The 26,457-nt window shown below is 28.3% G+C and carries 20 protein-coding genes; 11 read left to right on the top strand and 9 right to left on the bottom strand.

Annotated elements, in window-relative coordinates; translation table 4 throughout:
* Positions 1-30 precede the first annotated feature (30 nt).
* From NPA07_RS04935 to NPA07_RS04895, 9 genes are all read right to left on the bottom strand, one after another.
* Positions 31-1,089, bottom strand: a complete 1,059-nt coding sequence (locus NPA07_RS04935; protein WP_126118288.1) for a YihY/virulence factor BrkB family protein — start codon at positions 1,087-1,089, stop codon at positions 31-33.
* A gap of 25 nt (positions 1,090-1,114) precedes the next feature.
* Positions 1,115-2,422 carry a ribosome biogenesis GTPase Der gene (der, locus tag NPA07_RS04930; protein WP_126118289.1) on the bottom strand — a complete coding sequence of 436 codons (1,308 nt, stop codon included), beginning with the start codon at positions 2,420-2,422 and terminating at the stop codon, positions 1,115-1,117.
* On the bottom strand, positions 2,412-3,110 hold the full coding sequence (gene cmk / locus NPA07_RS04925; protein WP_256553173.1) for a (d)CMP kinase: 699 nt from the start codon (positions 3,108-3,110) through the stop codon (positions 2,412-2,414). Before cmk ends, der begins: the two co-directional genes overlap by 11 nt.
* An 81-nt stretch (positions 3,111-3,191) precedes the next feature.
* Positions 3,192-4,307, bottom strand: a complete 1,116-nt coding sequence (locus NPA07_RS04920) for an MAG0770 family lipoprotein (RefSeq protein ID WP_126118291.1) — start codon at positions 4,305-4,307, stop codon at positions 3,192-3,194.
* On the bottom strand, positions 4,286-5,026 hold the full coding sequence (locus NPA07_RS04915) for a pseudouridine synthase (RefSeq protein ID WP_126118292.1): 741 nt from the start codon (positions 5,024-5,026) through the stop codon (positions 4,286-4,288). Before NPA07_RS04915 ends, NPA07_RS04920 begins: the two co-directional genes overlap by 22 nt.
* 21 nt (positions 5,027-5,047) lie before the next feature.
* Positions 5,048-6,142 carry a nicotinate-nucleotide adenylyltransferase gene (locus tag NPA07_RS04910; protein ID WP_126118293.1) on the bottom strand — a complete coding sequence of 365 codons (1,095 nt, stop codon included), beginning with the start codon at positions 6,140-6,142 and terminating at the stop codon, positions 5,048-5,050.
* A 20-nt stretch (positions 6,143-6,162) separates the two neighbouring features.
* Entirely contained in the window at positions 6,163-7,410 is a 1,248-nt protein-coding gene (locus tag NPA07_RS04905) for a Y-family DNA polymerase (protein WP_126118294.1), read from the bottom strand.
* Positions 7,403-7,837, bottom strand: a complete 435-nt coding sequence (locus NPA07_RS04900; RefSeq protein WP_235659545.1) for an iron-sulfur cluster assembly scaffold protein — start codon at positions 7,835-7,837, stop codon at positions 7,403-7,405. Before NPA07_RS04900 ends, NPA07_RS04905 begins: the two co-directional genes overlap by 8 nt.
* Positions 7,818-8,978, bottom strand: a complete 1,161-nt coding sequence (locus NPA07_RS04895; protein ID WP_126118296.1) for an aminotransferase class V-fold PLP-dependent enzyme — start codon at positions 8,976-8,978, stop codon at positions 7,818-7,820. Before NPA07_RS04895 ends, NPA07_RS04900 begins: the two co-directional genes overlap by 20 nt.
* 84 nt (positions 8,979-9,062) lie before the next feature.
* On the opposite strand from NPA07_RS04895, the gene NPA07_RS04890 reads away from it, so the two are divergent.
* The 11 genes from NPA07_RS04890 to NPA07_RS04840 all read left to right on the top strand — a co-directional run bounded on the left by NPA07_RS04890 (position 9,063) and on the right by NPA07_RS04840 (position 26,069).
* On the top strand, positions 9,063-10,241 hold the full coding sequence (locus NPA07_RS04890; protein ID WP_126118297.1) for a DNA cytosine methyltransferase: 1,179 nt from the start codon (positions 9,063-9,065) through the stop codon (positions 10,239-10,241).
* Between the two features lie 613 nt (positions 10,242-10,854).
* Entirely contained in the window at positions 10,855-13,128 is a 2,274-nt protein-coding gene (mip, locus tag NPA07_RS04885; protein ID WP_256553172.1) for an Ig-specific serine endopeptidase MIP, read from the top strand.
* Positions 13,129-13,172: 44 nt separating this feature from the next.
* Positions 13,173-15,398, top strand: a complete 2,226-nt coding sequence (locus NPA07_RS04880) for a putative immunoglobulin-blocking virulence protein (protein ID WP_126118299.1) — start codon at positions 13,173-13,175, stop codon at positions 15,396-15,398.
* A 14-nt stretch (positions 15,399-15,412) separates the two neighbouring features.
* Positions 15,413-17,650, top strand: coding sequence for an Ig-specific serine endopeptidase MIP (mip, locus tag NPA07_RS04875; protein ID WP_126118300.1), 2,238 nt, complete (start codon positions 15,413-15,415; stop codon positions 17,648-17,650).
* Positions 17,651-17,708: 58 nt separating this feature from the next.
* Positions 17,709-19,184 (top strand): MSC_0624 family F1-like ATPase-associated membrane protein, encoded by a 1,476-nt coding sequence (locus tag NPA07_RS04870; protein WP_126118301.1) that lies wholly within the window; start codon positions 17,709-17,711, stop codon positions 19,182-19,184.
* The gene (locus NPA07_RS04865; RefSeq protein ID WP_126118302.1) at positions 19,168-19,680 is read left to right on the top strand and encodes a DUF2714 domain-containing protein; all 513 of its coding nucleotides are present in this window, start codon (positions 19,168-19,170) and stop codon (positions 19,678-19,680) included. Before NPA07_RS04870 ends, NPA07_RS04865 begins: the two co-directional genes overlap by 17 nt.
* Positions 19,680-20,615, top strand: coding sequence for an MSC_0622 family F1-like ATPase gamma subunit (locus NPA07_RS04860; protein ID WP_126118303.1), 936 nt, complete (start codon positions 19,680-19,682; stop codon positions 20,613-20,615). The genes NPA07_RS04865 and NPA07_RS04860 overlap by 1 nt, the downstream gene beginning before the upstream one ends.
* Positions 20,587-21,036, top strand: coding sequence for an MSC_0621 family F1-like ATPase epsilon subunit (locus NPA07_RS04855; RefSeq protein ID WP_126118304.1), 450 nt, complete (start codon positions 20,587-20,589; stop codon positions 21,034-21,036). The genes NPA07_RS04860 and NPA07_RS04855 overlap by 29 nt, the downstream gene beginning before the upstream one ends.
* Complete coding sequence (locus NPA07_RS04850; RefSeq protein WP_126118305.1) at positions 21,036-23,153, top strand: MSC_0620 family F1-like ATPase-associated subunit; 2,118 nt, start codon at positions 21,036-21,038, stop codon at positions 23,151-23,153. Before NPA07_RS04855 ends, NPA07_RS04850 begins: the two co-directional genes overlap by 1 nt.
* A gap of 1 nt (position 23,154) precedes the next feature.
* Positions 23,155-24,684 carry an MSC_0619 family F1-like ATPase alpha subunit gene (locus NPA07_RS04845; RefSeq protein WP_126118306.1) on the top strand — a complete coding sequence of 510 codons (1,530 nt, stop codon included), beginning with the start codon at positions 23,155-23,157 and terminating at the stop codon, positions 24,682-24,684.
* Positions 24,684-26,069: an MSC_0618 family F1-like ATPase beta subunit gene (locus tag NPA07_RS04840; RefSeq protein ID WP_126118307.1), complete on the top strand. Its 1,386-nt coding sequence runs from the start codon at positions 24,684-24,686 to the stop codon at positions 26,067-26,069. Before NPA07_RS04845 ends, NPA07_RS04840 begins: the two co-directional genes overlap by 1 nt.
* Positions 26,070-26,457: the final 388 nt, after the last annotated feature.

Genomic DNA, 26,457 nt, shown 5'->3' with positions numbered 1-26,457 from the left:
CTTTTTATAAAAAAATATAGGTTCAGCCACCTATATTTTTAAAAACATTTTGCCAAATAAACTGCGTTTTGAAACAGTGTAAGAAGATACAAACGTTTTATAATATGCTTCATTAACAATAATTCCTAAGAACATAAAGTATGTTAAATAAGAAACAAAAAGTGCTATATACATAAACGAGCCAATAATACCATACTTATCATATTTAATTAAAGAAGTTAAGAAACCAAAAATTGTCATAAAAATCATAATAGGAATACTAGTGATTAACACACCTGGAAAAACAGTTGTTCAGCCAAGTTTAAAACTCGGGCTCATTGTGTACAGCAAGCTTAAACCAAAGTAAAGCACAACTAATAAATAAATTGAAAAGGTTATATAAAAATAAATATTTTTGTAATAAATACTTAGGCTGTCAGTGAAAGTTTGATAGAAAAATAAATATAAAGCACCTGCTAAAAATAAGTAAATACTAATGCTTAAGACAACAAGTAATCCCTTGAGTCTATTAGTTAATCAATTACCCAAATTTTTATGACCATAAATATAGTTTTGACTATAAATAAATTTACCAAAACCACTAGATGACATTCATAAAGAAGCTAAGCAAAGAATAATTAGTGAAGTTAATTGAGCACCTTTTTTAGATGTATCAGGAATTTTAATTATTGATGTAACACCAGGTATAATTCGTCCCAAAATTTCATTAATAAAAAGAGTGTGATAACTAGGGATTAGAGAAAGCAAAATAATCATAATTGTAATAATAGGCACAAATGAAACCAGAAAATAAAAGGCAGTGGTTAAAGGAATAAAAACAAAAGACTTATCGGTAAACTTTTTATATGTTCTATTAATTAATTCATTGGTTTTGCTTTTATTTTTTCAACTAAGTCTTGGAGTTGCTATTCATAAGATAATCATTAAGAAAAATTTGACTATTTTTTCAATAAATAGTCACCTTTTATTGTCAACAGGTGCAATGTTGCGAGCGAATCAAGATTTTTTAAGATTGTTGCGATATTCTTTCTTAATCTTGCTTTGATCTAAACCTGTGTAAATTTTAATTTGATTATTTGACTTTTGCATATTTTTAAATTAGTTTTAATTATGTTTATTCTAAACCTGATTTATTTTTAAATATTAGGTTTATTGGACATCCGGTATAGTCTAAAACTTGCCTAATTTGTTTTTCTAGAAAGCGTTCATAACTAAAATGAACATATTTACGATTGTTAACAAAGAAAACAAAGGTTGGAATTGGATCCTGAGTTTTGCGAGCAAAATAGATATTTAATCTTCCACCATTATATGGAGCAGCTGGTTGAACCATTTGGGTTTCATGAATTAAATTTGATAAAACGGAAGGCTTGACATCACGTTCAAGATTTTGCTTAACTTTGATAATTGTTTCAATTAATTTATCCATTCTTGAATTTGTTTTGACTGAAACAAAACAAATTGGAACTCAAGGCACAAAATGAAACTTATTACGCATTTTCTTTTCGAAATCAGCCATTGTTTGAGTTTCTTTTTCAACTAAGTCTCACTTATTAACCACAATAATAATTGGTTTATTATTATCTAATGCATATCCAATAATTCGAGCATCAAAGTGAGATAATTCTTGAGTTGAGTCAATTAAAATAAGAGATAAATTCGACTCATCTAATGAACTCATTGCACGCTTTAGTGCATAGTGGTCAACGCTGTCTTCAATTTTACTTTTTCTTGTAATGCCTGCGGTATCAATAATTTCTAGAGTTTCATTTTTTATTTTAACAACACTTTTAACACTGTCTCTTGTTGTGCCAGCGATTTCAGAAACTATTGAGCGATTTTCGCCTGCAAGTCTATTAAGCATTGAACTCTTACCTGCATTAGGTCGTCCAATTATTGAAAGTTTAAATAACTTTTCACTTTTTTCATCATCAAGTGATAGATGTTTAAGACATTGGTCTAAAACATCTCCAACACCGTTTCCATGTTGTGCAGAAATAGGAAAAATATGGTCAACACCAAGTGAATATCATGAATAATTAAATTGTGAAATATTATCTAATTTATTAGCAACAACTACAATAGGTTTGCCTGATTTTTGGAGCATGTTATAAATCATTGAATCATCATTAGTAATGTCAGCATTACCATCAACAATAAATATAATTACATTAGCTTCTTCAATTGCAATATTTGCTTGGATTTTAATATGGTCTTGAAAAGGTCTATTTTCAATTTCAATACCACCAGTATCAATAACTTTTATTTCTTTACCGTTTCATGAAAAGGTTTCATAAAGACGATCTCTAGTGACGCCCGGGCGATCAAAAATAATTGAACTTCTTTTACCAATTAGCCTGTTAAATAGTGTACTTTTACCAACATTAGGCTTACCAATTATAGCTATAACATTATTTCTCATTCTTCTTGTTTAACCTTTCTATAGTTTTTTTTACTAATTCAATAATATTTACAACAACAGCTTCAAAACCCATGTTTGTACAATCAATTTCTTTTGCATCTTTAACTTTGTGAAGAGGATCAACCTCACGATTCATATCTTGGAAGTCTCTAAGCTTAACTTCATCAAGTATTTTGTTGTAATCCATATTGAAGCCAAGTGCAACATTTTGATTTAGTCTTCTCATAGCTCTCTCTTCTGGTGAAGCAGTCAAGAAGATTTTGAGTTCGGCATAAGGCATAATTTTAAATGTTGTATCACGACCATCCATAATATAACCCTTACTTTTTTTAGTTATATTTTGAATTAGGTCAACAACATATTGACGAACCTTTTTATATGTAGCAATGGTCGAAGAACCAAAAGAAATTGAGTCTTCTCGAATCTCAATTGAAACATTTTTTTCTCTTAAAAAAATGTTTTCTTTTTCATCAAGTGAAATAATATTTTTTTCAAGTGTCTTATTGATTTGTGCCTCATCATTTCAATCAACACCAAGTTGCTTAGCATTTAGTGCAAGAGCACGATAAACACTCCCGCTGTTGATAAAAACATATCCAAGCCTTCGAGCTACTTCTTGGGAAACAGTTGACTTTCCAGCTCCACAAGGACCATCTATTGCAATATTAATTTTTGTAACCTTTGACATATTGCTCCTTATAAATTAAAATATATTTTAATTTTAATATATTAATGCTAATTATTAACAAATCTTATTTAAATTGTTAGTCTATGACTCGTATTGTCTAACTAAAAATAAAATTTCATTTGCTATTTCAACCAATTTATCTATGGTTTTTAAGAAACGATTCTTATAAAATTCTTGTTTAATTTTAGCTGTTATGTCTTTTTCATAGGGTAATTTGGAAATATTAATATTATTTTCAAGTTCATTTATAAAATCAAAAAGATCAATATCTTCAAATTTACTTTGAGACTTAAATTTAAGTAAAATATTACCTTTTTTAAATTCTCATGATTTATTCATAATAAATGTTTTGAATTCTTCAATTCACTTTATTATTTTGTTTATTCGATTGTTTTTGTCAGTTGGAGAAATTACTGTTGATATTCATTCATTTAATAAGTTCATTACTGCATGAGTGTGTTTTCCGTCACTTTCGGATGGATTTTTAATTAAACTATAGTCAATATTAGATTTATCTTTATCAAAGTACCTAGTTATATACTCTTTTGCAATATTTTCATTATGTTTTGCAATATCTCCAAAAAACTGTTTCTGATATCATTCGCTATTACTTCTATTGTAAAAGAAAGGTCAGCCCGCAAATTTATTATTTGTAAAAATTTGGCCAAATAACAAGAGACTTGAATTGTTTCTTATATAGTTAGACCAATCATCAAATATTGAATTTATTTCTTCATTAATTTTTCTTAAATAAGTAACATTATTGTAAAAAGTTTCTTTATTTGATGAATTTGTTTTGCTAGAAAAATCACGATAGTATTGATCAAATTCATTGCTTTGATCAATACCATTTACAACAAACTTATAACTTTTTTTACCATCTTTAACATTAATGGCTGATGAGTATTTAAGTATAAAATCATCAAAAGCAAATTTTGTAATTTTTCTTGCTTTTTCAAAATCCTCATAATAATGAGTCTTGTATGATCCACTTCTGTTGTTTTGGTCCATAAATTTGGCTAACTTATCAAAATTATCATTGTAATTGTTAACTAACTCTTTTAATCTAGTTTCATAAACATTTTTTTCATATTCACCGATATCTCAAAAACTGCTTTGACAAGAAGCAGAAATTATGGGTGCAGAAATAAATAATGAAGTAGGCATTAAAAAAGTTATTTTTTTTCACTTTGGCATAGTTTTTTTTCTTGCAATGAAATTAAAGTCTTTAAATCTTTTAATTCCTTAAGTGTTAGAGTTCTAAAAGAACCTTCAGGCATTTTTTCAACAGTTAAATTAGCAAAAGATAATCTCTTGAGATTTATAACACTATGGTTAAGAGCTTTAAACAACTCTTTAATATGGTGGTATGAACCAACATGAAGAGTTACTAGATAACTTTTAGTGTCAACTTGATCAACAACTTGTTTTGAAAACTTACCATTAACCATTAGGCCTACATTTATGAGTTTAAATTCTTTAAGACTTAATGGAGAGTCAATTCTAACGCGATATGTTCTCTGAATTTCATACTTTGGATGAGTTAGTTTATTAATCATTTCTCAATCGTTAGTTAAAAGTATTGCACCTGTTGTATCATAATCAAGCCGACCCACTGGAGCAATACGTTCAGGGTAATTAATTATGTCAACAACCGTAGTTCTTTTCTTTGGATCTTTGACACTAGAAATTGTCTTTTTAGGCTTATTTAGTATGAAATAGACAAAATTTGGTTTTTGTAATGAAATAAGTTTATTATTAACTTTTATTTCATCTTCCTCGCTTGCTCTATCACCCAGTTTAGCGATTTGCCCATTAATTTTTACTAGTTTTTTTTCAATGTATTCTTCTGCTTTTCTTCTTGAACAAAAACCTGATTGTGCAATTAATTTTTGAACCCTAACCAATTCCTTCATTGCAACCTTTCTACCAAAAAATTACTTCATTCATTTGTCGTAAATTTTTTGCTGTAATTCATTAAATATTATACCTTTTTGTTTATTATATTCATAATTACGAATAACAACCTCTCTAAAACCTTGATCAAAATCACTTAGGGCAAGTGTTCTTAATTTTTGAACACCACTAAAAGCTCTACCGTCACAGATTTTGTCAGCTATATATAGTATCCTATCAAGTGTGCTTAATTCAAGGTCAAGTGTTGTATGAATTCTAATCGCTCTAGTTATATCATCATTATTAATTTTGTAAATTTTACTTACTCAAAGAGCCCCACAAACTTGGTGCAATACATGATTAGGATAAGTTGATTTATTGTTAGCTTTATTATCAAATTGAGCTATAAATTTTCTGCTTTCTGGCTCACTTAATTCTTTGCAGATATCATGAAATAGGCCTGCATAATAAGCAATTTTTGCATCAAATTTTATTGATTTAGCTAACTCAGCTGCAAAAGTTGCTGCAGCAACCGAGTGTTTAGCTCGTTTAGCGCTTAAAACTGAATGTACAATTTCACTTGCATATAAGAAATGGCTTCCTAGATATTCGTTAACTTTTTCTGGTAGCATTCACATTTTACCTTTTCTAACTTCTGTTGAACTTTCTTCATAAAGTTCATTTTTTAAAATTAATGCATTGAATCTTTTAGCATTAATTTTATTAAAGTTTTTAGAACGTTTAAAAACTACAAATTGAGCCAATTTTGTCATTTCTTCAATGTGCTCTCACTTGTTCAATTTTGCCAATAAATCGCTACCCATTAAAAAATAAAGTTCATCATTTGGATATTTTTGCTTAAAATATCTTATAGTTTCAAATGTGTAACTCACACCACCACGCTTGAGTTCAAAATCACTAATCTCGTAGTTTCCTTCTAAATCCTCAATTGCAAGCCTAAGCATATTTACTCTATCTTGATTAGGAGCAACTTTATGTCCTTTTTTGAATGGACTTACTGCAGTTGGGACAAAAAACATTTTGTCCAATTCAAGTGTTTTATAAGCGAATTCTGCAATTTTTAAGTGCCCATTATGTACAGGATTAAATGAGCCACCAAATAAAGCTATTTTCATATTTCTCCTTAATTTTTAAATTATAAATTCTTTTTAGCTATATCTTCTTGTAGAAATTTTGTTTGGATATTTTGCTTTTTCTTTTCTCTATTATATTCAGATGCAAGTTTTAGTTTTTTATCTCTTAGTTGATAATTAACATCATTAATAATGTTTTTTATTTTAAATGTTTGTGTGTTTTCATCTTCTGGTTTTGTAAAGATGCTTAATTGTTTTCCATATTCAAATTCACTAACCAATTTGTGTAATCTAACACCAATACCTCTAATTGCTTCTTCATTTCAAAGTATTTCAAAAAGTTTGCTTGCTTCTTTAAAAATAATATCTTCATCATTTGAAACAACTGACATAGTTTTTTGTTTAGAATGTCATGTTTTATTTGTGTCCCTAATTGAACACGAGATAACTTTGGGAAGTGAATTTCTATTTTTTGCTCTTCTTGAAACTTTTGCACACAAATTTCTTAGGATGAGCAAGATTTCTTTACGATCATCAATATCATAGGTTAAAAAAGTAAGTTCATTACCAATGTTTTTTAGATCATTGTGTCCATAGTTAAGTAAGTTACTGCCACTGCCTTGTGCTTCAAGGATGATGCCTTTAGTTCTTGTGCCAAAAATTTTTTGTAACTTTAGGTTTTCTCAACTGCTATTAGCCAAATCGCCAATTGTGTTAATTTGTAATTTTTGTAATCTTTCAGCTGTTGGTTTACCAATACCAAAAAAATCAATAATTGGTAATGGTCATATTCTACTTGGAATATCTTCAAGTTTTGTTTGTAAAATGCCAAAAGGCTTGCCTAAATTTGTTGATAATTTAGCTAAAAATTTATTGTATGAAATTCCTATTGTAAGTGGTATGTCAAAGTGATTTAAAATATCGCTTTGTATCTTCTTAGCTAACTTACAAGGATCACTATTTCCAACTACATCACTAACATCCATTCAACATTCATCAATTGAAAAAACCTCAATGTTTTTTGTGTATTTCTCACTAATATATTCAAATATTTTGTTAGACAATGAAAGATATAAATCAAAGTTAGGTTCAACAAAGACTGTATGAGGATCAATATCCAATATTTTGTTTTTAGGCCATCCAACCTTTGCTCCTTTTTTCTTTAACTCATAACTAACTGATGAAACTATTGAACGCTTTAGCCTTCTTCCGATTGCCACAGGTTTATTTTTTAGTGCTGGATTTATTGAGCGATGAGCACTTACAAAATATGAGTCAAAGTCCATATGAAAAATAACTTTTTTATTCATTAGTTAATTTTTCCTTTATTGCTCTTGCTAACATCAATGCACAATTAACCCTATTAAATTGACTTTTAACATTATCAAAAATTGATAATGTTTCAAGTTTTTTAACTTCATCTTCCTTTAATTCTTCACCTAGTATAAATTTTTCATAAAGACCTATTAAATAGGTGCTTTCGCTAATTTTCTTATCTATTATCAACTCAATTAGTAAGTCAGTAGATGCTATAAAAAATGCACAACCTTGACCATTGAATTTAATATCCTTAATCTTGCTGTTCTCAATTACTAATTCACACTCAAGATAATCGGCACAACTTTCCCCGTGCTTAATAATCTTATTTTTTAGATCAGAACTTTTGTGCTTAGGATTTAGGTAATGTTCCATTATTATTTGACGCTTTTGATCATTATTATAAAACAAGAAAATCACCTCCCTCTTTTAGTGCAGAAACTAATCTATCAATATCTTCCTTAGTGTTATAAATCCCAAGTGAAACCCTAACAAAAGATTTTTCTTTTGTTATTTTCTTGAGATAATGGTCGCAAAAAATACCTGCCCTTACATAAATATTTTTAGAGCCCAAATAATGTGCTACATCGTGGCTATTATAATTTTTAACATTAAAGATAATAATATGACTTTGCGGTTTATTATACAATTTAATACCATCAATTTTGCTTAATTCATTATAGGCATATAAACTTAACTCGTTTAAAATTTCTTGAGTTTTTTGATAGCCGATTTTGTTAAAAAAATCTAATGATGATTCAAACATATTAATGGCCGCTAGATTTGGAGTTCCTGCTTCGAATTTGTCAACCTGTGAAGAAAGACTATATTGACTTTCGTTATCAATGTTACTAATTACACCACCCCCAACAAAAGGCACACTTAATAATTTTAGTAAATCATTTTTAACTGCTAAAATACCAAAGCCGGTAGGCCCATAAAACTTATTAGAACTAAATGCAATAACATCACAATTTTTAAACGATACTTCTTCATAAGCAATAGCTTGCGCTGCATCATTGACAACAATAGTTTTGTTTAATTGTGCCTTCTGATAGATTTTGTTCATATCAATATTATTTTCAAGAGAATTTGAAATTTGGCTTAGTGCCACAATTTTCACATCTTTATTTATGTCTTCTAATACATTTTGACTAATTTTAACCTTTGCACCAATTTCATTAGCCATTTTAATTCATGGAGCCATATTTGATGAGTGATTATATGCATCTAAAAGAATAATGTCATCTTTTTTAAGTAAACTCTTAATCATTAGAGCAAATTTATTTAATGAATCAGTAGTTCCAGAAGTAAAGATTACTTCGTTATTTTCACACGATAAAAGTTGAGCAACCTTAGTTCTTAAATTCTTAATTTTTTGAGCATTATTAATTCCTAGTTGGCTGTTAATTGTCCTTGTGCTTACAGATTCATTTAAGTAAAAATTACTTACTTTATTAACAGCACACTTTGGTTTTAATACAAGTGCACTGCTATCTAAGTAAGTTATTTTATTTGTAATTGGAAATTGGCTCTTAAGATATTTGCTAATATATTTCATAGTTTAATTATTAATGAAATTATAATATAAACAATATTTTTAGGTTGCATATAGAAAAAAGAAAGTGTAAATTAAGGGGGCATTATGAAATATAACGTAGGAAGTCTTTTTGCAGGTGTAGGTGGATTTTGTCTTGGTTTTTTGCAAGCAAAAATAAAAAATGCTTCTTATAAAATATGTTTTGCTAATGAAATTGATGCATATGCATGCCAAACATACAGAACAAATTTCTCTCATCCATTACTTGAGGGTGATATTCATAAATTTTTAAATCCTGAATTGGCAACAAATTTAAAGGAAAAAGAATACTATGAAAGCAAAAGACATATACTTTTTGAAAATAGAATTGATGTCTTAAATGGCGGTTTTCCATGTCAAGCTTTTAGTATTGCTGGAGAAAAAAGGGGATTTGATGATGAAAGAGGAAATCTATTTTTGCAAATTATTGAACTAATCAATCAAATGGATAAACACAAAGGAAAACCACGTGTTTTGTTTTTAGAAAATGTTAAAAACTTATTAACACATAATGGTGGAAACACGTACAAAACTATTAAATCAAAATTAGAAGAATGTGGTTATAAAATTGTTGAAAAAGTATTAAACACAATGGACTTGACAGAATTACCACAAAATAGAGAAAGAATATACATAATTGGTTTTTTGAATGATGAAGATTTTCAAAGGTTTACATATTTTAATGAAGTTGATAATCTAATCAGCAAAATAACCAAAGAGCAACGAGTCAAACAAATTGAAAGTATTCTAGATAATGAAATCAATATAAATGATAATTATGAGTTTTATTATACAAAAGAAAGATATCCAAAATATTTTAGCGATAGTCCTAATGATATAAATTTAGCACGCGATATAAATGAGTCACACCAATTTTATCAATGCAGAAGAGGAATGTATCTTAGAAAAAATAAGAGTAATGTTTGTCCAACATTAACAGCAAATATGGGAACAGGTGGCCACAATGTTCCTTTAATTTTAGTTAAGGATGGAATTAGGAAAATAACACCTACAGAAGCATTTAAACTTCAAGGTTTTCCGGTTGGAGAATCATACAAATTACCAAGTGAATTTAAAGGTAGAAAGTATCCAAATTCTATGTTATACAAACAAGCAGGTAATGCTGTTTCAGTTGATGTAATTAGGATACTTGCTGAGGAAATTTTAAAGGTACTAGACTTCAACAAATTTGAGTATAAGTTAAACAACGAAGATATTAACTTAGGCGCTTTAAACCAAAGTTAATATCTTCGTTTTTCATCACTTTTAAAAAGAAAAGGAGATAAATAGAAGAAATTTACAAATTTAATTAATTTTTTTAAAAAAATTTCCATTTTTTAAAAAATATGAAATTTTGTTAATTTTGAATATAAAACAACGAAATCAAAATTGTCATATATTACTATTTTATAGTGTTTTTAGAAAATTAAGCGTAGTCGATTTACAAAAAAACAAGTAAAAATTTGAATTTTTCTTCAAAAAATCACTTTTTTAATGTTTTTGGTAATAAATTTGCGTAAACAAGTCGCTTTTTCAAAATAATTTACAAGAATTTAATCACATGTATATCAAAGTAAATTTCATTAAAATAACCAAACCGCCTGTTTTATAGGTGTTTTAGAAATTACTAAAAATATAGATTTATTATTGTTGATAAATTTGTTATATTTTATGTCATATGTGAGTTTTTTAAAAATACATTAAAATAATTTTTTAAAGTTACTCGAATTAATTTCGCTAGTGTAATTATCAATTTTTTAAAAAAGAAAATAGAAATGGGAAATTTAATATAATTAATATATATTTGATTATTTAATAATCAAAAGACATATTTTGAGTAAATCAAAGGTGGTGTATTTTGAAAAAAAAGAAAATATTGATCGGTCTAGGTTTTGCTACTTCAGTTTTACCTTTTGTGGCTTCAAGCTGTGGTAGTGGAACTAGCAAAAATAATCCAAATAAAAAACCAGAAGCAAATAAAACTGAAATCTCAAATAATAACTTGAATAACATAAGTGAAGATGAATTTAAGAAAATAGTAAACTCAATTAATGAAAATGATCTTGATTTCAAATTCGATGGTTCATTTTTGAATAATATTCCTAAGCACAAATTAATTGCAACAGATTTTAGTGAATATGAAACATCAATTAGTGCTGTGCTAAAAAACAAAGATTATAAAGATAAGATTAATGTTAGATTTGTTAAGGCTGTTATCACTAGCGAATTTGTATCAAATTCAAAAGGTGAGCTAGAAGTTGTTGTTGAAGTTTCAAATAAAGAGCGTAAAGAATTAGTAAGAATTAAAGTAACAGGACTTGAACAAAGACCATATGGTGCTAAAAGAAATGGTTCTATTCCAACTGATCCAAGTGCTAGTGTAAGACCTACTGGTTCACAAGAAAGTGATTATGTTTATAATTATGACCAAAAACAACGTTATGATCTTGATAACAAAACTTATATTGAAGCATTAAAAAAGCAACCACAATATCAAAATCTTGACCCTAATGGAAAAATTAGAAATGATCTTGAAGAATTAAGTGCTGAACAAATTAAGAAATTTGATGAAGAAGCTAAAAAAGCAGGATTTAGTGATTATGTTTCCGCAGCATTAAAAGGTTTTACATTACCAACTTATAAAAGTGATGGTTCATATGATGGACTTTCATTAAATGAAGGTGCGGAGGTAGTTAAAGGTCCTTCGTGAATTGATGGCTTTAAGAGACCAAATCAATTTAAACTTAAAGGTTTAGCTCGTACATTACCTAATGAGATGTACAAGAAAGCAGCACTACAAACATTCCAAATCAAAATTACCAACCAAGACTCAACTACAAAACAATTTGATTCTGAATCAGGAACAACATGAATAATGGACTTTGAAAAAAGAAATGATGGTAAATATCCAACAAAATTTTATTTCGGTACAAATCTTCATGTTGCTGATGCACTTAAAAGCAACACGACTGGTGTTTCAATGCTTAGACTTAATCCAAGTGCAGGTATTAAAACAACATTTAAACTTTCAGAATTAGATGAAAAAGTGTTTACAAGATTTACCTTTTCAGAAATTAAGACAACAAATAAAAAAGAATCAGAACCAATTACTGGTATTAAAACAGTATTTAACGGTAGAGACTTTTTGAATTCAAAACCTTCTGATTTCTTAAAGGATAGTCAGAAATCTCAATTTAGTAATCATGAAGAATTTATTGACTTTGCAGTCTTTGAAATTGATTTTAAAGAACTATATGACAAAGGATTTAATAAAGACGCATCTATTGCCGAAGAATTGGCAAAACTAGTTACAAATGGATACGCAGATAATAAAAATGATCACATTTCATTCTTAAAGAAATCATATTTAAGTGATTATTCAAAAATTAATGTACCACTTGGATTAAAGAATGGAGAAACGCTATCAATACTTGATCCTTATGATCAATTATTTATAGTTGGATATCCAACCTCATTCAATGAAGCATATTTAAAGAAATATGTTGATGATCACCAAAGAGATGTTTCACTTTATAACTATAGTCTATGAATTAATAGTAGAAGTGAATACTATGATAGTTTGATAAGCCAAGAAGGTGCTCAACCTCAATTTTCAGAAGAGAGATTAAAACTAGGTGAGTTCTTGTCATATCAAATTGGATATAGAACCTTCACTGATAAACCAGGATTGGTAGATTCATTTATATCAGCACCTAAAAGTGGCAATTCATTCTATAAATCAGCTGATAATAAAACATATATTAATGCAGGCTTAAGTTACTTACCTAAATATTACGCACCAGCAGGCGGAGCATCGGGTTCTAGTGTTAGAAATCAAAGAAATGAACTTATTGCAGTTTATTATGTTTCAAATGATAGTGCTAATACAGGTTTAGCAGCTGCATTTAGATCAGAAGGTTATGATTACAAAGGCTTATTTGGAACTGGCAACAATAAATATTACTTACCACAATATGATTTAATTTATGGAACAGGTAAAGACCAAAAGAAATCATATTTCTCAGCATTGAAAGAACTTTACAAAAACAATTCAAACTTTAAGACTAATTTATTCCAAAATGGTGTTGATAGTGATGACAAAATTCCAAGCGAATATAAATTTACAAATTAGTCAAAATAAACACAAGAAAACTTACTTTATGTAAGGAGGAGATAATGAAATTATTTAAAACAAAAAAAGGAAAAATACTCTTGATGGGATTAGGCTCAACTGTGGCTGTTTCTGTAACATCAAGTGTGGTTCTATACCAGTCATTCCCTAAGAGTGATTATTCTTTCTCATATCTAAGTTCTTCTTCAGCAAATCCTAACTTTATAACAAGCAACACTGTTGATAGAAGAAATTCAAGCAATTCTATTGCAGATTCAAATTTAAAGGAAATGCCAAAGGCAACACCTAATGCTCCAATAGTGCAACCTGTTACGCCAGTTAAACCAGTTAAGCCTATTGAACCAGAAAAACCAAGAGAACAACCTAAACCAAAACCTGTAACACCACAAAAATCTCAAACTATGATTGTAAGAGAAGAAAAGATAATCAATGGTGTTAAGGTTATGGTTACTATTAAAAAACAAGTAGACAGAGTTGTTAATCAATATGATGTTGAAAAAGGAATCGCGAATCTTGAACCATATCAAAATGTAATTGTTAGTGAAATTATTAATGTTGAAGTAACAGAAGAATTAAGAAAAGCAAATGTTAAAAATGTTGTTGATACATTAAAAGGTAATAGACCAGAAGGTAGAGTTCTTAAAGCATTCACAAGTACATTTACTGAAGAACATCTTAAAAAGATGACTGATGAACAAATGGAAAAATACATTAGAGATGCTGACCAATGAAACTGAGATAAGTTGTGACACAGATATATGAGATTGTACAAGTCACCAAAAGCTGCAAATTTCTTAAATGATGATGCAAAATTAAGATGAGAAAATTCAACTGATGAAATCCATAAATGAGGAGAAAAAAGAAAATTCTTATGATGAGTTAACCATCTTAATCATGATAAATTTACAGAACTTGGAAAAGGTGTTGAAGAATGACTTAAAAAAGGTCTAACACTTAGTCCGGACAACATTTATATTGATGAAAATGGTAACTTGAACAGTTTCTCAGCAAGTCCACCAAAAGAATTTAACTCTGTAACTTCTAGAATTAGAAGAGACAATATGGAAAAACGTGCTTTTGGTTGAGATAGTGAATACTGAAGAGCACCTGGTGATATTGCAGAGGGAAACTTCCCTGGTTGAACTAAAACTGATGCTACATCTGAACACAAAAGTAGTTTAGGTTTAAGCGATGATGATGGTGTAAAGATTTACAAATACAAAAAAGATAAGGCTGATGGCAGCAAGGATGAATTTACAGAAGGAAGCATTCTTGAGTTAGATGCATCGAACGATAAAGGTTATCAAAAAGCTATTAATATTATCAATAAAATAAAGAGCGATCCAAAAGGTATCGTTGGCTATAGAATAAAGAATATGGGTGCAAATGATGCATCACAAAAATTCAAGGATATTCTAAGTGCATTACCTGATGAAATTAGACAACTTGAATTATGATTCTCAGCACGTGCTACAAACACGAGTTCACTAATTGCGCTTGAAAATAAAACAATAAAAGAACTTGCAATGTATACTCTTGGAAATGCATATTCAGATAATTGATCATTTAACCCACTTTCATTTAGAAAAACCAAGTTTATTAACACAGTTGATCACAATGTAAACTGAAACCTTAGAGAAGAAAGAGCTTCAAGAATTACATTCGACACACTTGCATTTGATTCAATTGACTATAATGCAGGATCAAGCGACCCTTATGAAAGAATTAATTTAGGATTACGTATGGTTTATTATGCTAGAAATAATGAACCTATTTTCCAAGGCGGTTTTGGACCTGGTCTAAATCCCGATCACAGTGAAAAAGGAAACAGTTATCCAGTTGGACTTGATTTTTCAAGAATTCCACAAATTAAATCACTTAAAGGTTTAGTATTTAGAGATACTCAAAAACCTGATAATGGTGCAAGAAAAATTAAACGTTTAACATTGTTTAATAATTCAGATTTGTTTGAAATTTCAGCAGATGAACTAAACAAAGCAGCATTTACAGAACATATTGACAACCATCCAATGTCAAAAGCTAAATTATTCTTTAGTAATGGTAGTGCTACAAGACAAATTAAAATTACTGGTACAGAAAAACTTAATGGAACAGGTCTTTCAAACTTAGCCTTTATGCTAGATATTGCTGAGTCAATTAGCAAGCAAACCGAAATTTTGGCTGAAAGTGATGATAATGTAAGTACATTAAGTAGCAGTGGATACACAAGTAAAAAAGCATCTTCTGGTGGCGGATTAAATATAATTTAAGGAAATACAATAAAATGAAAAAGAAATTAATATTAGGTTTATCATCAATTTCATTGATGACGCCTTTTGTGTTACTATCTTCAAGTTGTGGATCAGGTGTAAAACCTAAAATGGACCCAAAAGATGATCCTAAAAATAATAACCCAATAAATAAAAGCGATTTTGATAATTTAGTCAAATCAATTAATCAAGATGATGTTGAATTTAAGTTTCAGACAATTAGATACCATGACAAAAGCGAATTATATGCAACTGACTTCCAAGACTTATCAAGTGAAATTAGTGTTAATGCAATAAGCGACAAGATTAAGGATAAAGTTAACCTTAGCTATATTAATGCAATTTTAAGCAGTAGAGAAGATGCTAATAGTAAGGGCGAAGTTGAAATAGTTCTTAAAGTAACTAGCAAAGATGGCAAATTAGAAGCAACTCACAGAATTAAACTAACCGGTCTTAAAAAGAGTAATTTTGGTGCGGATAGACAAGGACGCTTTGAAATCAAAAATAAACTTAAACCAGATGAGTCAAAAACAGAAGAATACTTAAAATCATATACACAAGACCAAAGATTTGAAACAGATAATGAATCTTATGTTAATGCACTAAAGGAAAATTTAAAACTGAATGGTCAAACTGGTAAAGTTAGAAATGAATTGAGTTCTACAAGTGATGAACAAATTAAGAAGTTTGATGAAATAGCAAAAACTAAGAAATTTGACACATATGAAAACGCATCAGCAAAAGGTTTTACATTACCTACATACAAAGGTAACGATTATGATGGCTTATCAATGTTTGAAGGAAATGAAATAGGCAAGCAACCATCATGAGTTGATACTGGTAATGGTAACAGATGACAAGTTAAAGGTCTAGCTCGTACATTGCCTAATGAGATGTACAAAAAAGCAGCACTTCAAACATTCCAAGTAAAACTTACCAACTTGTTGCAAGGTAAAGATTCAATAAGTGAATCAGGTACAATGTGAATTTTAGATTACCAAAAACCAAAAAATGGTGAATATCCTACAAAATTCTATTTTGGTACAAACTTACACGTTGCAGATCACTTAACTGATAAAACAATTGGTGTTTCAATGCTCAGATTAGAAAAATCAGCAGGCATTAAAACAACATATAAACTTTCTGAATTTGATACCAGTGTATTTAAGAGATTCACTTTTGCTTCAACTTTAAAGAATAACAACGAAACACCACAACCAGTTAAAGGTTTCAAAAAAGTCTTTGATGGTAGAGATTTCTTAACTAAAAAACCAGCCGATTATCTTAATGAAACACAAAAAGCAAAATATGCTAATTTTGAGGAATATGTAGATTTTGCGGTTTTTGAAATGGATTTTAAAGAACTCCTAGATAACAAGTTTATTAATGGTTTTTCAAATGCAGAAGAATTAGCTAAAACTGTTACAAATGATTATCACAGCGACACAGCGAACCATATTAAATTCTTGCAAAAATCATATCTAAGTGATTATTCTAAAATTAATGTTCCTTTATTTGTAGATACAAGTAAAAACGAAACATACAAAAAGTTTGAAACCTATGATCAATTATTTGCTGTTGGTTATCCACTTTCAGTCGAGGATTTCTTCTTGTTAAAAGATCAATATGCAAATGAAGCTCAAATAAAAGAAATGAAATGAAACTATAGTTTATGAATTAACAGTGACTATAGATATTATGAGAACTTAGCAGTTAAAGAAGGTGCACAACCAACATTTAGCGAAGATCAACTTAAATTAGGTAACTTCCTTTCATATCAAATAGGTTACCGTACATTTAATGATAAACCAGGTTTAGTTGACACATTTTTAAGTGTGCCAAAAGTAGGTAAAGAATTTCATAAATCATCAGATGGCAAGCAATATATTAAATTTGGCTTAGCATACCTTCCTAAACGTTTTGCTCCTTACGGCGGTTCATCTGGTTCAAGTATTAGAAACCAAAGAAATGAAATGGTTGGAGTATTTTATGCTTCAAATACATTTGCCAATACCGGTTTAGCAGATGCATTTAGATGTGAAGGTTATGACTATGGCGATATGTTTGGTACAGGAGATAAGAAGTATTCACTACCTCAATATGATTTAATTTATGGCCTAGGTAAAGATCAAAAGAATTCATATCGGCAAGCATTAGAAAAATTATATAAAAACCAAGGTATTACAACTGCACTGTTTGCAAATGGTCTAAGCGATGAACATGTACCAAGTGAATTTAAATTCCAACAATAGAATAAAAGCACAAGACATGCTCTTGTACTTTTTATAAAGCAATTAAGGAGGAGATTTAATGAACAATAAGTCAAATATGAAAAATAAAATCTTCGATAATTATGAGATCTTAATGGATAACCAAAAGAAAAGTAATTTGATAAGAATTTATAAGATAATAATATTAACTTTAACAGCATTATTCTCATTTTTCATCTGAATATTTGTTGAACATTCAATAATGGGAAAAAGCCTTTTTAAAAGTTTAGGAAGAACATTTTATTACTTTTTGAATTTTGAAGACTCCATTGTTGAGGGTGCTAATGCCTTGATATTATTTAAGAACGCTATTTTACTTTCAGCCCTGTTTTATAGCCTTTTAAAGAATTTTATGAATTTATATTTCCAAAAAGAACTTGTTAAAAAATACTGAATTTGATTTGCATTATATTCATCAATTTCTATATCGGCATTTATTTGTATGTTTGCAATAAATAGTCAAAAACCAACTGTGATATTTAGTCTTGCTTACATATTTATTCCACTATTTTTAATTAATATAGCCTATGAAGTAAACTTATTTATTTATAAATCAAAAAGTGACCCTATTAACTTTTCTAAGAAAACACCAATGATCATTTCACTAGTAAGCCAAGGTTTAATTGTTTTCTTTATATTACTTACCTTAAATTTATGAAATTCATCAAGCAAAGTTCAAAATTTTCTATTTCACAACAATTCATTTAATTCATTCTTTAAACACTTATTTTCACTTAAAAGTGCAACAAATCTAACTATTATAATTTTCTTGTTTTTAGGTATATCACTGCTTCTTTTCGGTTGTTTTGTTCAAAAAATATTGTTTCTAATTAACAAACAATATACAAAAGAATATTTTAGATATCAAATTCAGTTTTTATTAGCAATTTTGCTTTCATTAGTATTTTGATTTATTTCGACATTTGCAATTAAGCCAAAAGATGCTAATATATTAGTTAAAGGTGAAAACAAAAATAATTATTGATTCTTATTTGAAATATTATTTGCAATTTTAATATTAAGTATTTATTGTGCAATAACATTTAGAAGACAATTTAAAACCAAAGGAACATTGCTTAATACAATTTATTTAAGTTCGCTTCTCTTTGTACTTTGATTATCACTTGCAATTATTAATTTTTATACAAATAATTCAATAGTTAATTTAGTTAACGTTTTTGTAGTTTCGCTTTGTTCAATAATTATGATATCAATTTACTATCTAAGAAAAAGCGAAAACAATATATGAACTTCAATGTTTATAGCTACATTTATTATGGCAAATATTACAACACTTGTAATTTTTGGAATTAACCAAATTTTATTAGGTTATTCGAATTATGCATTCAATGTTGTTGATTCAAAATTATATATAACACAAATTTTAATTATTATTCAGTTATCAATAATTTTTACATTAATGTTAGTTAACTTCTGTGATTTATATATTTCTCTTCATAAAATTAATTCACTTAGAATTAATTTAAGAAAGGAACAAAATGTTCAAATCAAATAAAAAAGAAACTAGTCAAGTAGAAAAGACTCAATTATTCAATGTTTATGAACAATATGAACAAATTGTTCAGAATGAAAAATTCATTAACTTTGAGAAATTTTATGCAACCTTGCTTTTAGAAAATAATTTAGGTTTCAACCACGATTTATTTAAGACTTACATGAGCAAAATTGATGAAGCTGTGACTAAGAAATTTAATTTAGTTTTCAATGGTTTTGTTGTTAGTTTTAACTTGAATCTTAAATATAGTAAAACAACACTAGTGCCTACTGTTTCATTCAAGGAAGATCCAAATACTGAAAGTGTTAACTTTAAAGACTCGCAAGATGCTAAATATAGTGACTTTCTAATAGGTATAGCCAGAAAGTTTTCACAATTATTAAATAGCGGCTTTTATATTGAACTATTACCTAACACAGTATTTTACATATCACATGAAACAAAAACTATTAAATTGTTGTTTAGCAAGGATCTTGTTGCAGAAATAGGTGAATAATGCACTTAGATAAACTAGTTAAAAAAATAGAAAATTTAAAAAACATTGATGTAAAAGTTAATAATGATAAAAACATTCTGCTTATTAGTATGATGAAGTTAAATAAGCATTTAAGTTTTTATATTAATAATGCTGTGGCTTCAAAACACTTAATTGATGAGGTTTCGACTCAATTCAATATTAAAAATGCATTTGTTAAAAAAAATAAAAATAAAATTATTGAAAAACTTAAAATTAAAAAGTTTTTCAAACCAAAAGAGTTATGAATCTATCTTACTGAAGAGCAAAAATATGCTACTGATTCATATTCGCGTTATGAAAAATATATATTAAGCAATCATAAAAATGTCAAGATGGACTTAATTAGCATAGGTGAGAGAGCCTTAAAATTTTGCACAGATAACAAGTTAAATGTCATTAAGCACTTTGATAAAAACAAGATCAGCAACAAAGATTTATCAATTGAACTATGTCAAATTATCAAGGTTCTTTATGTTGAAGGCGCCTATGAAAAAGTCAGATTTGTTATTAACTCAAATAAAAATTTCAAGAGTTCATTTATATTACTACCAACACAAGACTTTGATGTTAATAAACTTGCTCCTAGTTATGAACCTGAATTAATTGATCTCTCAAAGTTTAAGATACTGCCTAGTGCTGAAGCTTTTATTGATAATGAAGCTAATATATTTATTGAAAATGCTATTAATTCACTAATTATCGAATCTTCATTCTATACAACCAAGAACGCCTTGGTTACAACTAACAAAATAATTAAGGATTTAGATGAGCAAATTCTAAAATTATCTAAAAAAGTAATTCAAGTTAAGCGAGAAAAAGAAATCGAAGAAATTGTCTTACTCACAAGGGGCAAAGCAGTCCTAGATTTAGATACAAAGGAGAATGATGAAAAAAAGTTACTCAACAGAAATTAATTTTTTATCAAACAAAACTTTGAATTTTCCTAAATCACTGCTTTCAATTAATTTAAATGATGAAGATGGCTGATATGAATTAGTTGACAATTCAATAGCAAGTTACGAAAATATACTAGTAAAAATTTATGATTATATAAAAGGCGAAGAAAAATATTTATTTTTAAAAAATGCTAACTTGTCTCTAATTAATGACTCAATGATTATTGAAACTTTTTCAGAGCCAATTTTTTATGAGAAGATAAAAAAACAAAAAATTGATAAGACTAATATGAATAATTTTAGAAAACTTATTGATTATTATGAATCAAAACAAAAAATTGGACTAGATATTGATGAGTTCTTAGAATATAAGAAAGCAAAAGATGACTTTTATAAAGAAAAGTTAATCTCGGTTTTGAAACTTAAGGAGAGCGAATAATGAAAAAGAATAAATTTTTATTAAGATCTTCTTTTGTACTTTCTAGCGCACTACCTTTGGTTGTAATGAGTCAAAATACAACCAAACCTAAAACAATTAGTCCTCAATTTACAACATTTAAGAACAAAGCTGAGGAAGCAGTTAAAAAGGCTTTTGCAGATGGTATTGAAGCATCAATTAAGTCATTAAAAGACATCTTAAAAAATGCTGATGAGCAAAAAAACAAAGATTATAAAAAGTGAGAAGAAACTAACTATCACTTGAAGCAATTAATTGTTTGACTTGAAAAAAACAAGAGTCAAATTATTGCTAAGCCAGAAGATTATGGCTTTAATGTTATTTTTCCAAAAGTTATTTCAAATCTTAAAAAATACAAGATTGGTAAAGTTGAATTAAATAATACAGAATATAAAGGCATTAAATTAGGAGAGGACTCTAAAACTGATTATACTGATGCAACTAAACCTTATGGTGGCGTTGTAACGAAGGAAAAAGACAAAAAAACAGGTAAAGAAGTTGAAGAAGACAACTTTATGTCAAATATTGAGTTTGAGAATCTAATTGATGGTTTCAAAAAAGAACTAATTAAGGAGTTCTCAAAAATTGTCTTTGATCAAAAAGATATTCCTGAATTAGGCAAGGACATAATTTCTAAATGAGAAAAGGTTACAATCAATGGTAAAGAAAGCCAAGTGCTTAACTTTGAATTCATTAAAAAAGATAAAAAAGGAAATCCTTATTCTTCATATGATGCTTACATCAAAGATGTAATAACACCTAGATATCTTGCTTTTGATTTAGAACAAAATCAAAAATCTACAGAAGACTCGGAGCAACAAAATAGCAATAGTTCACCAGCCCCAACACCCCCACCAATAGTTCCAGGTGAAAAACCTAAAAATCAATTTAACACAACTGATATCGAAAGTATTCCATCACTTCCAGTTTATATAAATTTTGCTTATGCAGATAAAAACTTCAATGAACTAAAACGAGTTTTTGATGGAAGCGATGAGGACGGCAAAAAAAGATTATTTTTCTTTGATAACCCAATTAACACCAGATATGTTTATAAAGTTGAGAGTTTAAGTCAAAAAAATGGCAAATATTATGCTAATATAAGCCTAACTGATTCAGTTCAAACGTCTAAGAAGAGAAGATATGAGTCAGAATTAAATATTAGTACTAATAATCCATTTAGAAAAGCATGACTTAATGCCTTTGAACAACAAATAATATCATTAAAAAGTAAATATGTTTCGCTTTATAAAGCACTTGATCTAGATGAAAAAATAGATTATCGACAAATTGGAAATGATACATTAAGCGATGCACTATTCCACACAGTTGATGCTTCATTAAAACTCTATTTAGATGACAGTTTTAAGACTGAGCAAACTAAAATGAGCCAACACTATGCTCAATATATCGATACAATTAACTTAGGCAATAATACAAAGATATTAAGCAAAAATAATTATGAATTCTTAAACTATGCAATCTCAAGTTTAAGACAATCAAAAATTAATTTAAATCCTCTTTGATTGCACATTCCAAAAGCTTTTGAATCAATTGTTAACACATATGAAAAGCTTTTAGAAATCAATGAAAAATTCATCAAAAAGAATTTTGAAAAGGTTGATAAATTAGCAAAAGTTAAAGATGTTGATACACTATTTAACTATTTAAGAAAAGATGTTCAAGCACTTAAGTCAAGCGTTTCAATAAATAGTTTTTCAAATATAACATGGTTTGATAAATATGTTGAAAAGGTAGCAGATATTAAAAAACTCTTAAATATTCTTAGAATTATTTCAACAAATGCTACTATTACTAAGCCAGATGACATTAAGAAATTTAATGCCGAAATTCAAAAAATGGATCAAGTTCTTGCTCAAAGAGGAGCATTACAACAAGACATTAAAAAGATAGTTGGTTCAATAAGTACAGCTATTGGTCTTCTGATTCTATTAACATTAATAATTACACTAATTGTTAAACGTAAATCAATTAAAGAAACAAAAACATTAATTTATTACATTATACCTATTGTGTTTGCAAGTTTAATTTTACTTACAGGAGTAAGCTTGCTAGCACTAGGATTGAAAGGAATTTAATATGGAAAAAAAGAATCCTAAGATTATTTCAACTTTTGACTATATAGTTGAAGTAGAAGGTGCCTATTCTTATAGACAACACCAAATTTTTTACTTAAAATCTAATCCAGCAATTAAACTTCTCCTAATTAGTGCTAGTCACAATAAAGCTTATTTATTGGGTAATTTGTCAAATGCAACCTTAAATATTGGCGAAGAAATTGTTGAAACAAATAACGAAAATATAGTTCACAGTTCTCCAGATCACTTTGGAAAAGTTATTAATGTTAATGGTAAAATAGTTCTACCTACTCAAAGTGAAGCTAAATTTACTAATCTAGCAAGTGATCACCAAACATTTAGTTTGGCTCATAACCTAATGACAGTTAAGCCACTTAATCAACAACTCTTTACTGGTATTATATCTATTGACTTACTTATTCCTATTGGTAAAGGCCAACGTGAATTAATTATCGGTGACCGTCAAACTGGTAAAACTCACATTGCATTGAATGCAATTATTAATCAAGCCAAAAATGGAACTAAATGTATTTATGTAGCAATTGGTCAAAAAAGAGAAGCAATTTCAAGTATTTATAACACACTTAAAAAATATGGTGTTTTAAATAATGTAATTATTATTGATGCACCAGCAACTAGTGCTTATGAGCAATATTTAGCTCCTTACTATGGTATTGCTTATGCAGAAAACTTATCAATGAATGATGATGTTTTAATTGTTTATGATGACTTGACAAAACATGCCAACATCATTCGTGAAATCGCTCTTTTAACTGATAAACCTGTTGGTAAAGAAGCAATGCCAGGAGATACATTCTTTTCACACTCATCACTATTAGAACGTTCTGGTTCATTTGTTGGTAGAAAAACAATTACTGCATTACCTATTTTGCAAACAGTTGATGGAGATATTACATCACTTATTGCTTCAAACATTATTTCAATTACTGATGGTCAAATTGTAACAAGCGCTGACTTATTCTCAGCAGGTAAGTTACCAGCCATTGATACAGGTCTCTCAGTTTCAAGAACCGGTTCATCAGTTCAATCAAGAAGCGTTACAAAAGTAGCTGCTGAGGTCGGTAAGATTTATAAAGCATATAAAAGAAACATTAAATTAGCCATGCTTGATTATGAATTAAACAAAGAAACTTCATTATTACTTTACAAAGGTAAAATGATTGAAAAAATGTTTTCTCAAAAAGGTTTCTCACTTTATTCATTCCATTTTGTATTATTAATGTCTAAATTAATTTCATGAAGCTTACTTCAAGGAATTAAAGATGAACAAAAAGCATTAGTATTCTTAAATAAACTTATCTCAACAAATACACAAGCACAAAAAGCATTTATGACTATGCAATCAGGCGAAAACTATGATGAAGAAATTATTAAAAACTTCTTTGCTTTTGCACTATTACAATATTCAAACTATTTAAATTTAGGTTGAGAAATTAATGTAAAACATGAATTTGTTCCACTTGAACAATCATACCTTGAGCAAGTTGCTAAAGAGTTAGGAGAAAAATAATGAATGGTAAAATAATTAAAATTTGATCAGACTTAGTAGAAGTAGAATTTACTAAAACAAACTTACCAAAAGTTAACGATGTTCTAACATTACACAATGGCAAAACTTACTTATTGGTAAAGAGAATTGTTGATGATAAGACTGTTAGGGCTGTTGTTATATTTAAATTTGAAGATATTTCAATTGATGATAAAGTAACTAATACTCAAAAAAGTTTTATGGTTCCTGTAGGTCAAGGTTCAAAAAACAACATTTACTCATTTGAAGGCAAACCACTTTTAACTGATAGAGCAAATAAACCAATGTTCGTTGAAATGAATTCAACAATTAACAAGGACAGATTTTTAAGTGATAAAATTGAAATTATTGAAACCGGAATTAAAGCCATTGACTTCTTTATGCCAATTGCAAAAGGTGGAAAAATAGGGCTTTTTGGTGGTGCTGGAGTTGGTAAAACTGTTTTAATGAAAGAATTAATTTTCAATATTAATCATAAAAATAAATCAACTTCAAACATCTTTATTGGTTCTGGTGAACGTTCAAGAGAAGCCATTGAATTATTTAATGAATTAGAGAGTTCAAAATTGATGTCAAATTCAATTATGTATATTTCAAAAATGAATGAGTCTCCTGGAGCTAGAATGTCAATAGTACCTATTGGTGTAACAGCTGCTGAATATTTAAGAGATAAAGAAAAGGAAGAAGTTCTTTTATTCATTGATAATATTTATCGTTTTGTGCAAGCTGAAAATGAGGTTTCAGCTACATTAGGTAAAAAACCATCAATTGGTGGCTATCAATCAACTCTTGAAAGCGATGTTGCTAATATAGAAAACAGATTATTTAAAAATCAAAATGGTTCAATTACATCATTTCAAACAATGTTTTTACCAATGGATGATTTAAGTGATCCTTCTGCTGTTGCAGTATTTAACCACCTAGATGGTAATTTAGTTCTATCAAGAAATCAAGCCTCAAGAAATATTTTTCCTGCTTTTGATCCATTAGCCAGTTCATCAAACTTGATTAATGAAAGTACATTAGACAAAAAACATTTTGAAGCCATTATTGAGGCCAAAAGAATTCTTAAAGCATATAAGGATTTAGAAGACATTATTGTTATTCTAGGTTTTGATGAACTTGATGATGAAAGCAAGATTACAGTTAAAAAAGCCTTACAATTAGAAAACTTCTTTACTCAAAACTTTTTTACAACTGAGCAATTTACAAAATCTAAGGGTGTATATGTACCATTAAAAGAAACAGTTGAGAGTGTTGTAAAAATTATTAATGGCGACTACATTAATCAAAGCCCAGAAATTTTTGCATATGTAGGTTCAGCATTAAGCATTCCTGATGATAAAGCACTAGGTTTAGTAAAATAATAAAATAGACCAGCAATCAATTTGTGGTCTTTTTTATTATTTTAATACTTTGACACTTTAAATTATGTATTTTACCAAAAGTACTGTTTTATAGTTATTTTGGAAAATTCAAAAATTTTGAAATGTGTTATAATGCCTCTAAATTTCATTGATTAATTTGTATTCATTGGAAAAACCAGAAACAAATTTTTGTTTCCGGTTTTTCGTAATCTCCATTAAAATAATTAAAAACAAAAAAAGAAAGGAGACATATAAATTATATGTCATATAAAGGCGAAGACAAAATTATTTGTTTATTTGGCCTTGATTTTTCAAAAAATTGAGAAAAGAAAGACAAAAATATTCATCACCATTTACCTAATTGGAAAAGTGAAATATAAAAATTGAG

Source organism: Mycoplasmopsis caviae, from assembly GCF_024498215.1.
Classification (GTDB): domain Bacteria; phylum Bacillota_I; class Bacilli_A; order Mycoplasmatales; family Metamycoplasmataceae; genus Mycoplasmopsis; species Mycoplasmopsis caviae.
The sequence above is the reverse complement of the archived record's forward strand: the minus strand, read 5'-3'. Positions and strand labels throughout refer to the sequence as shown.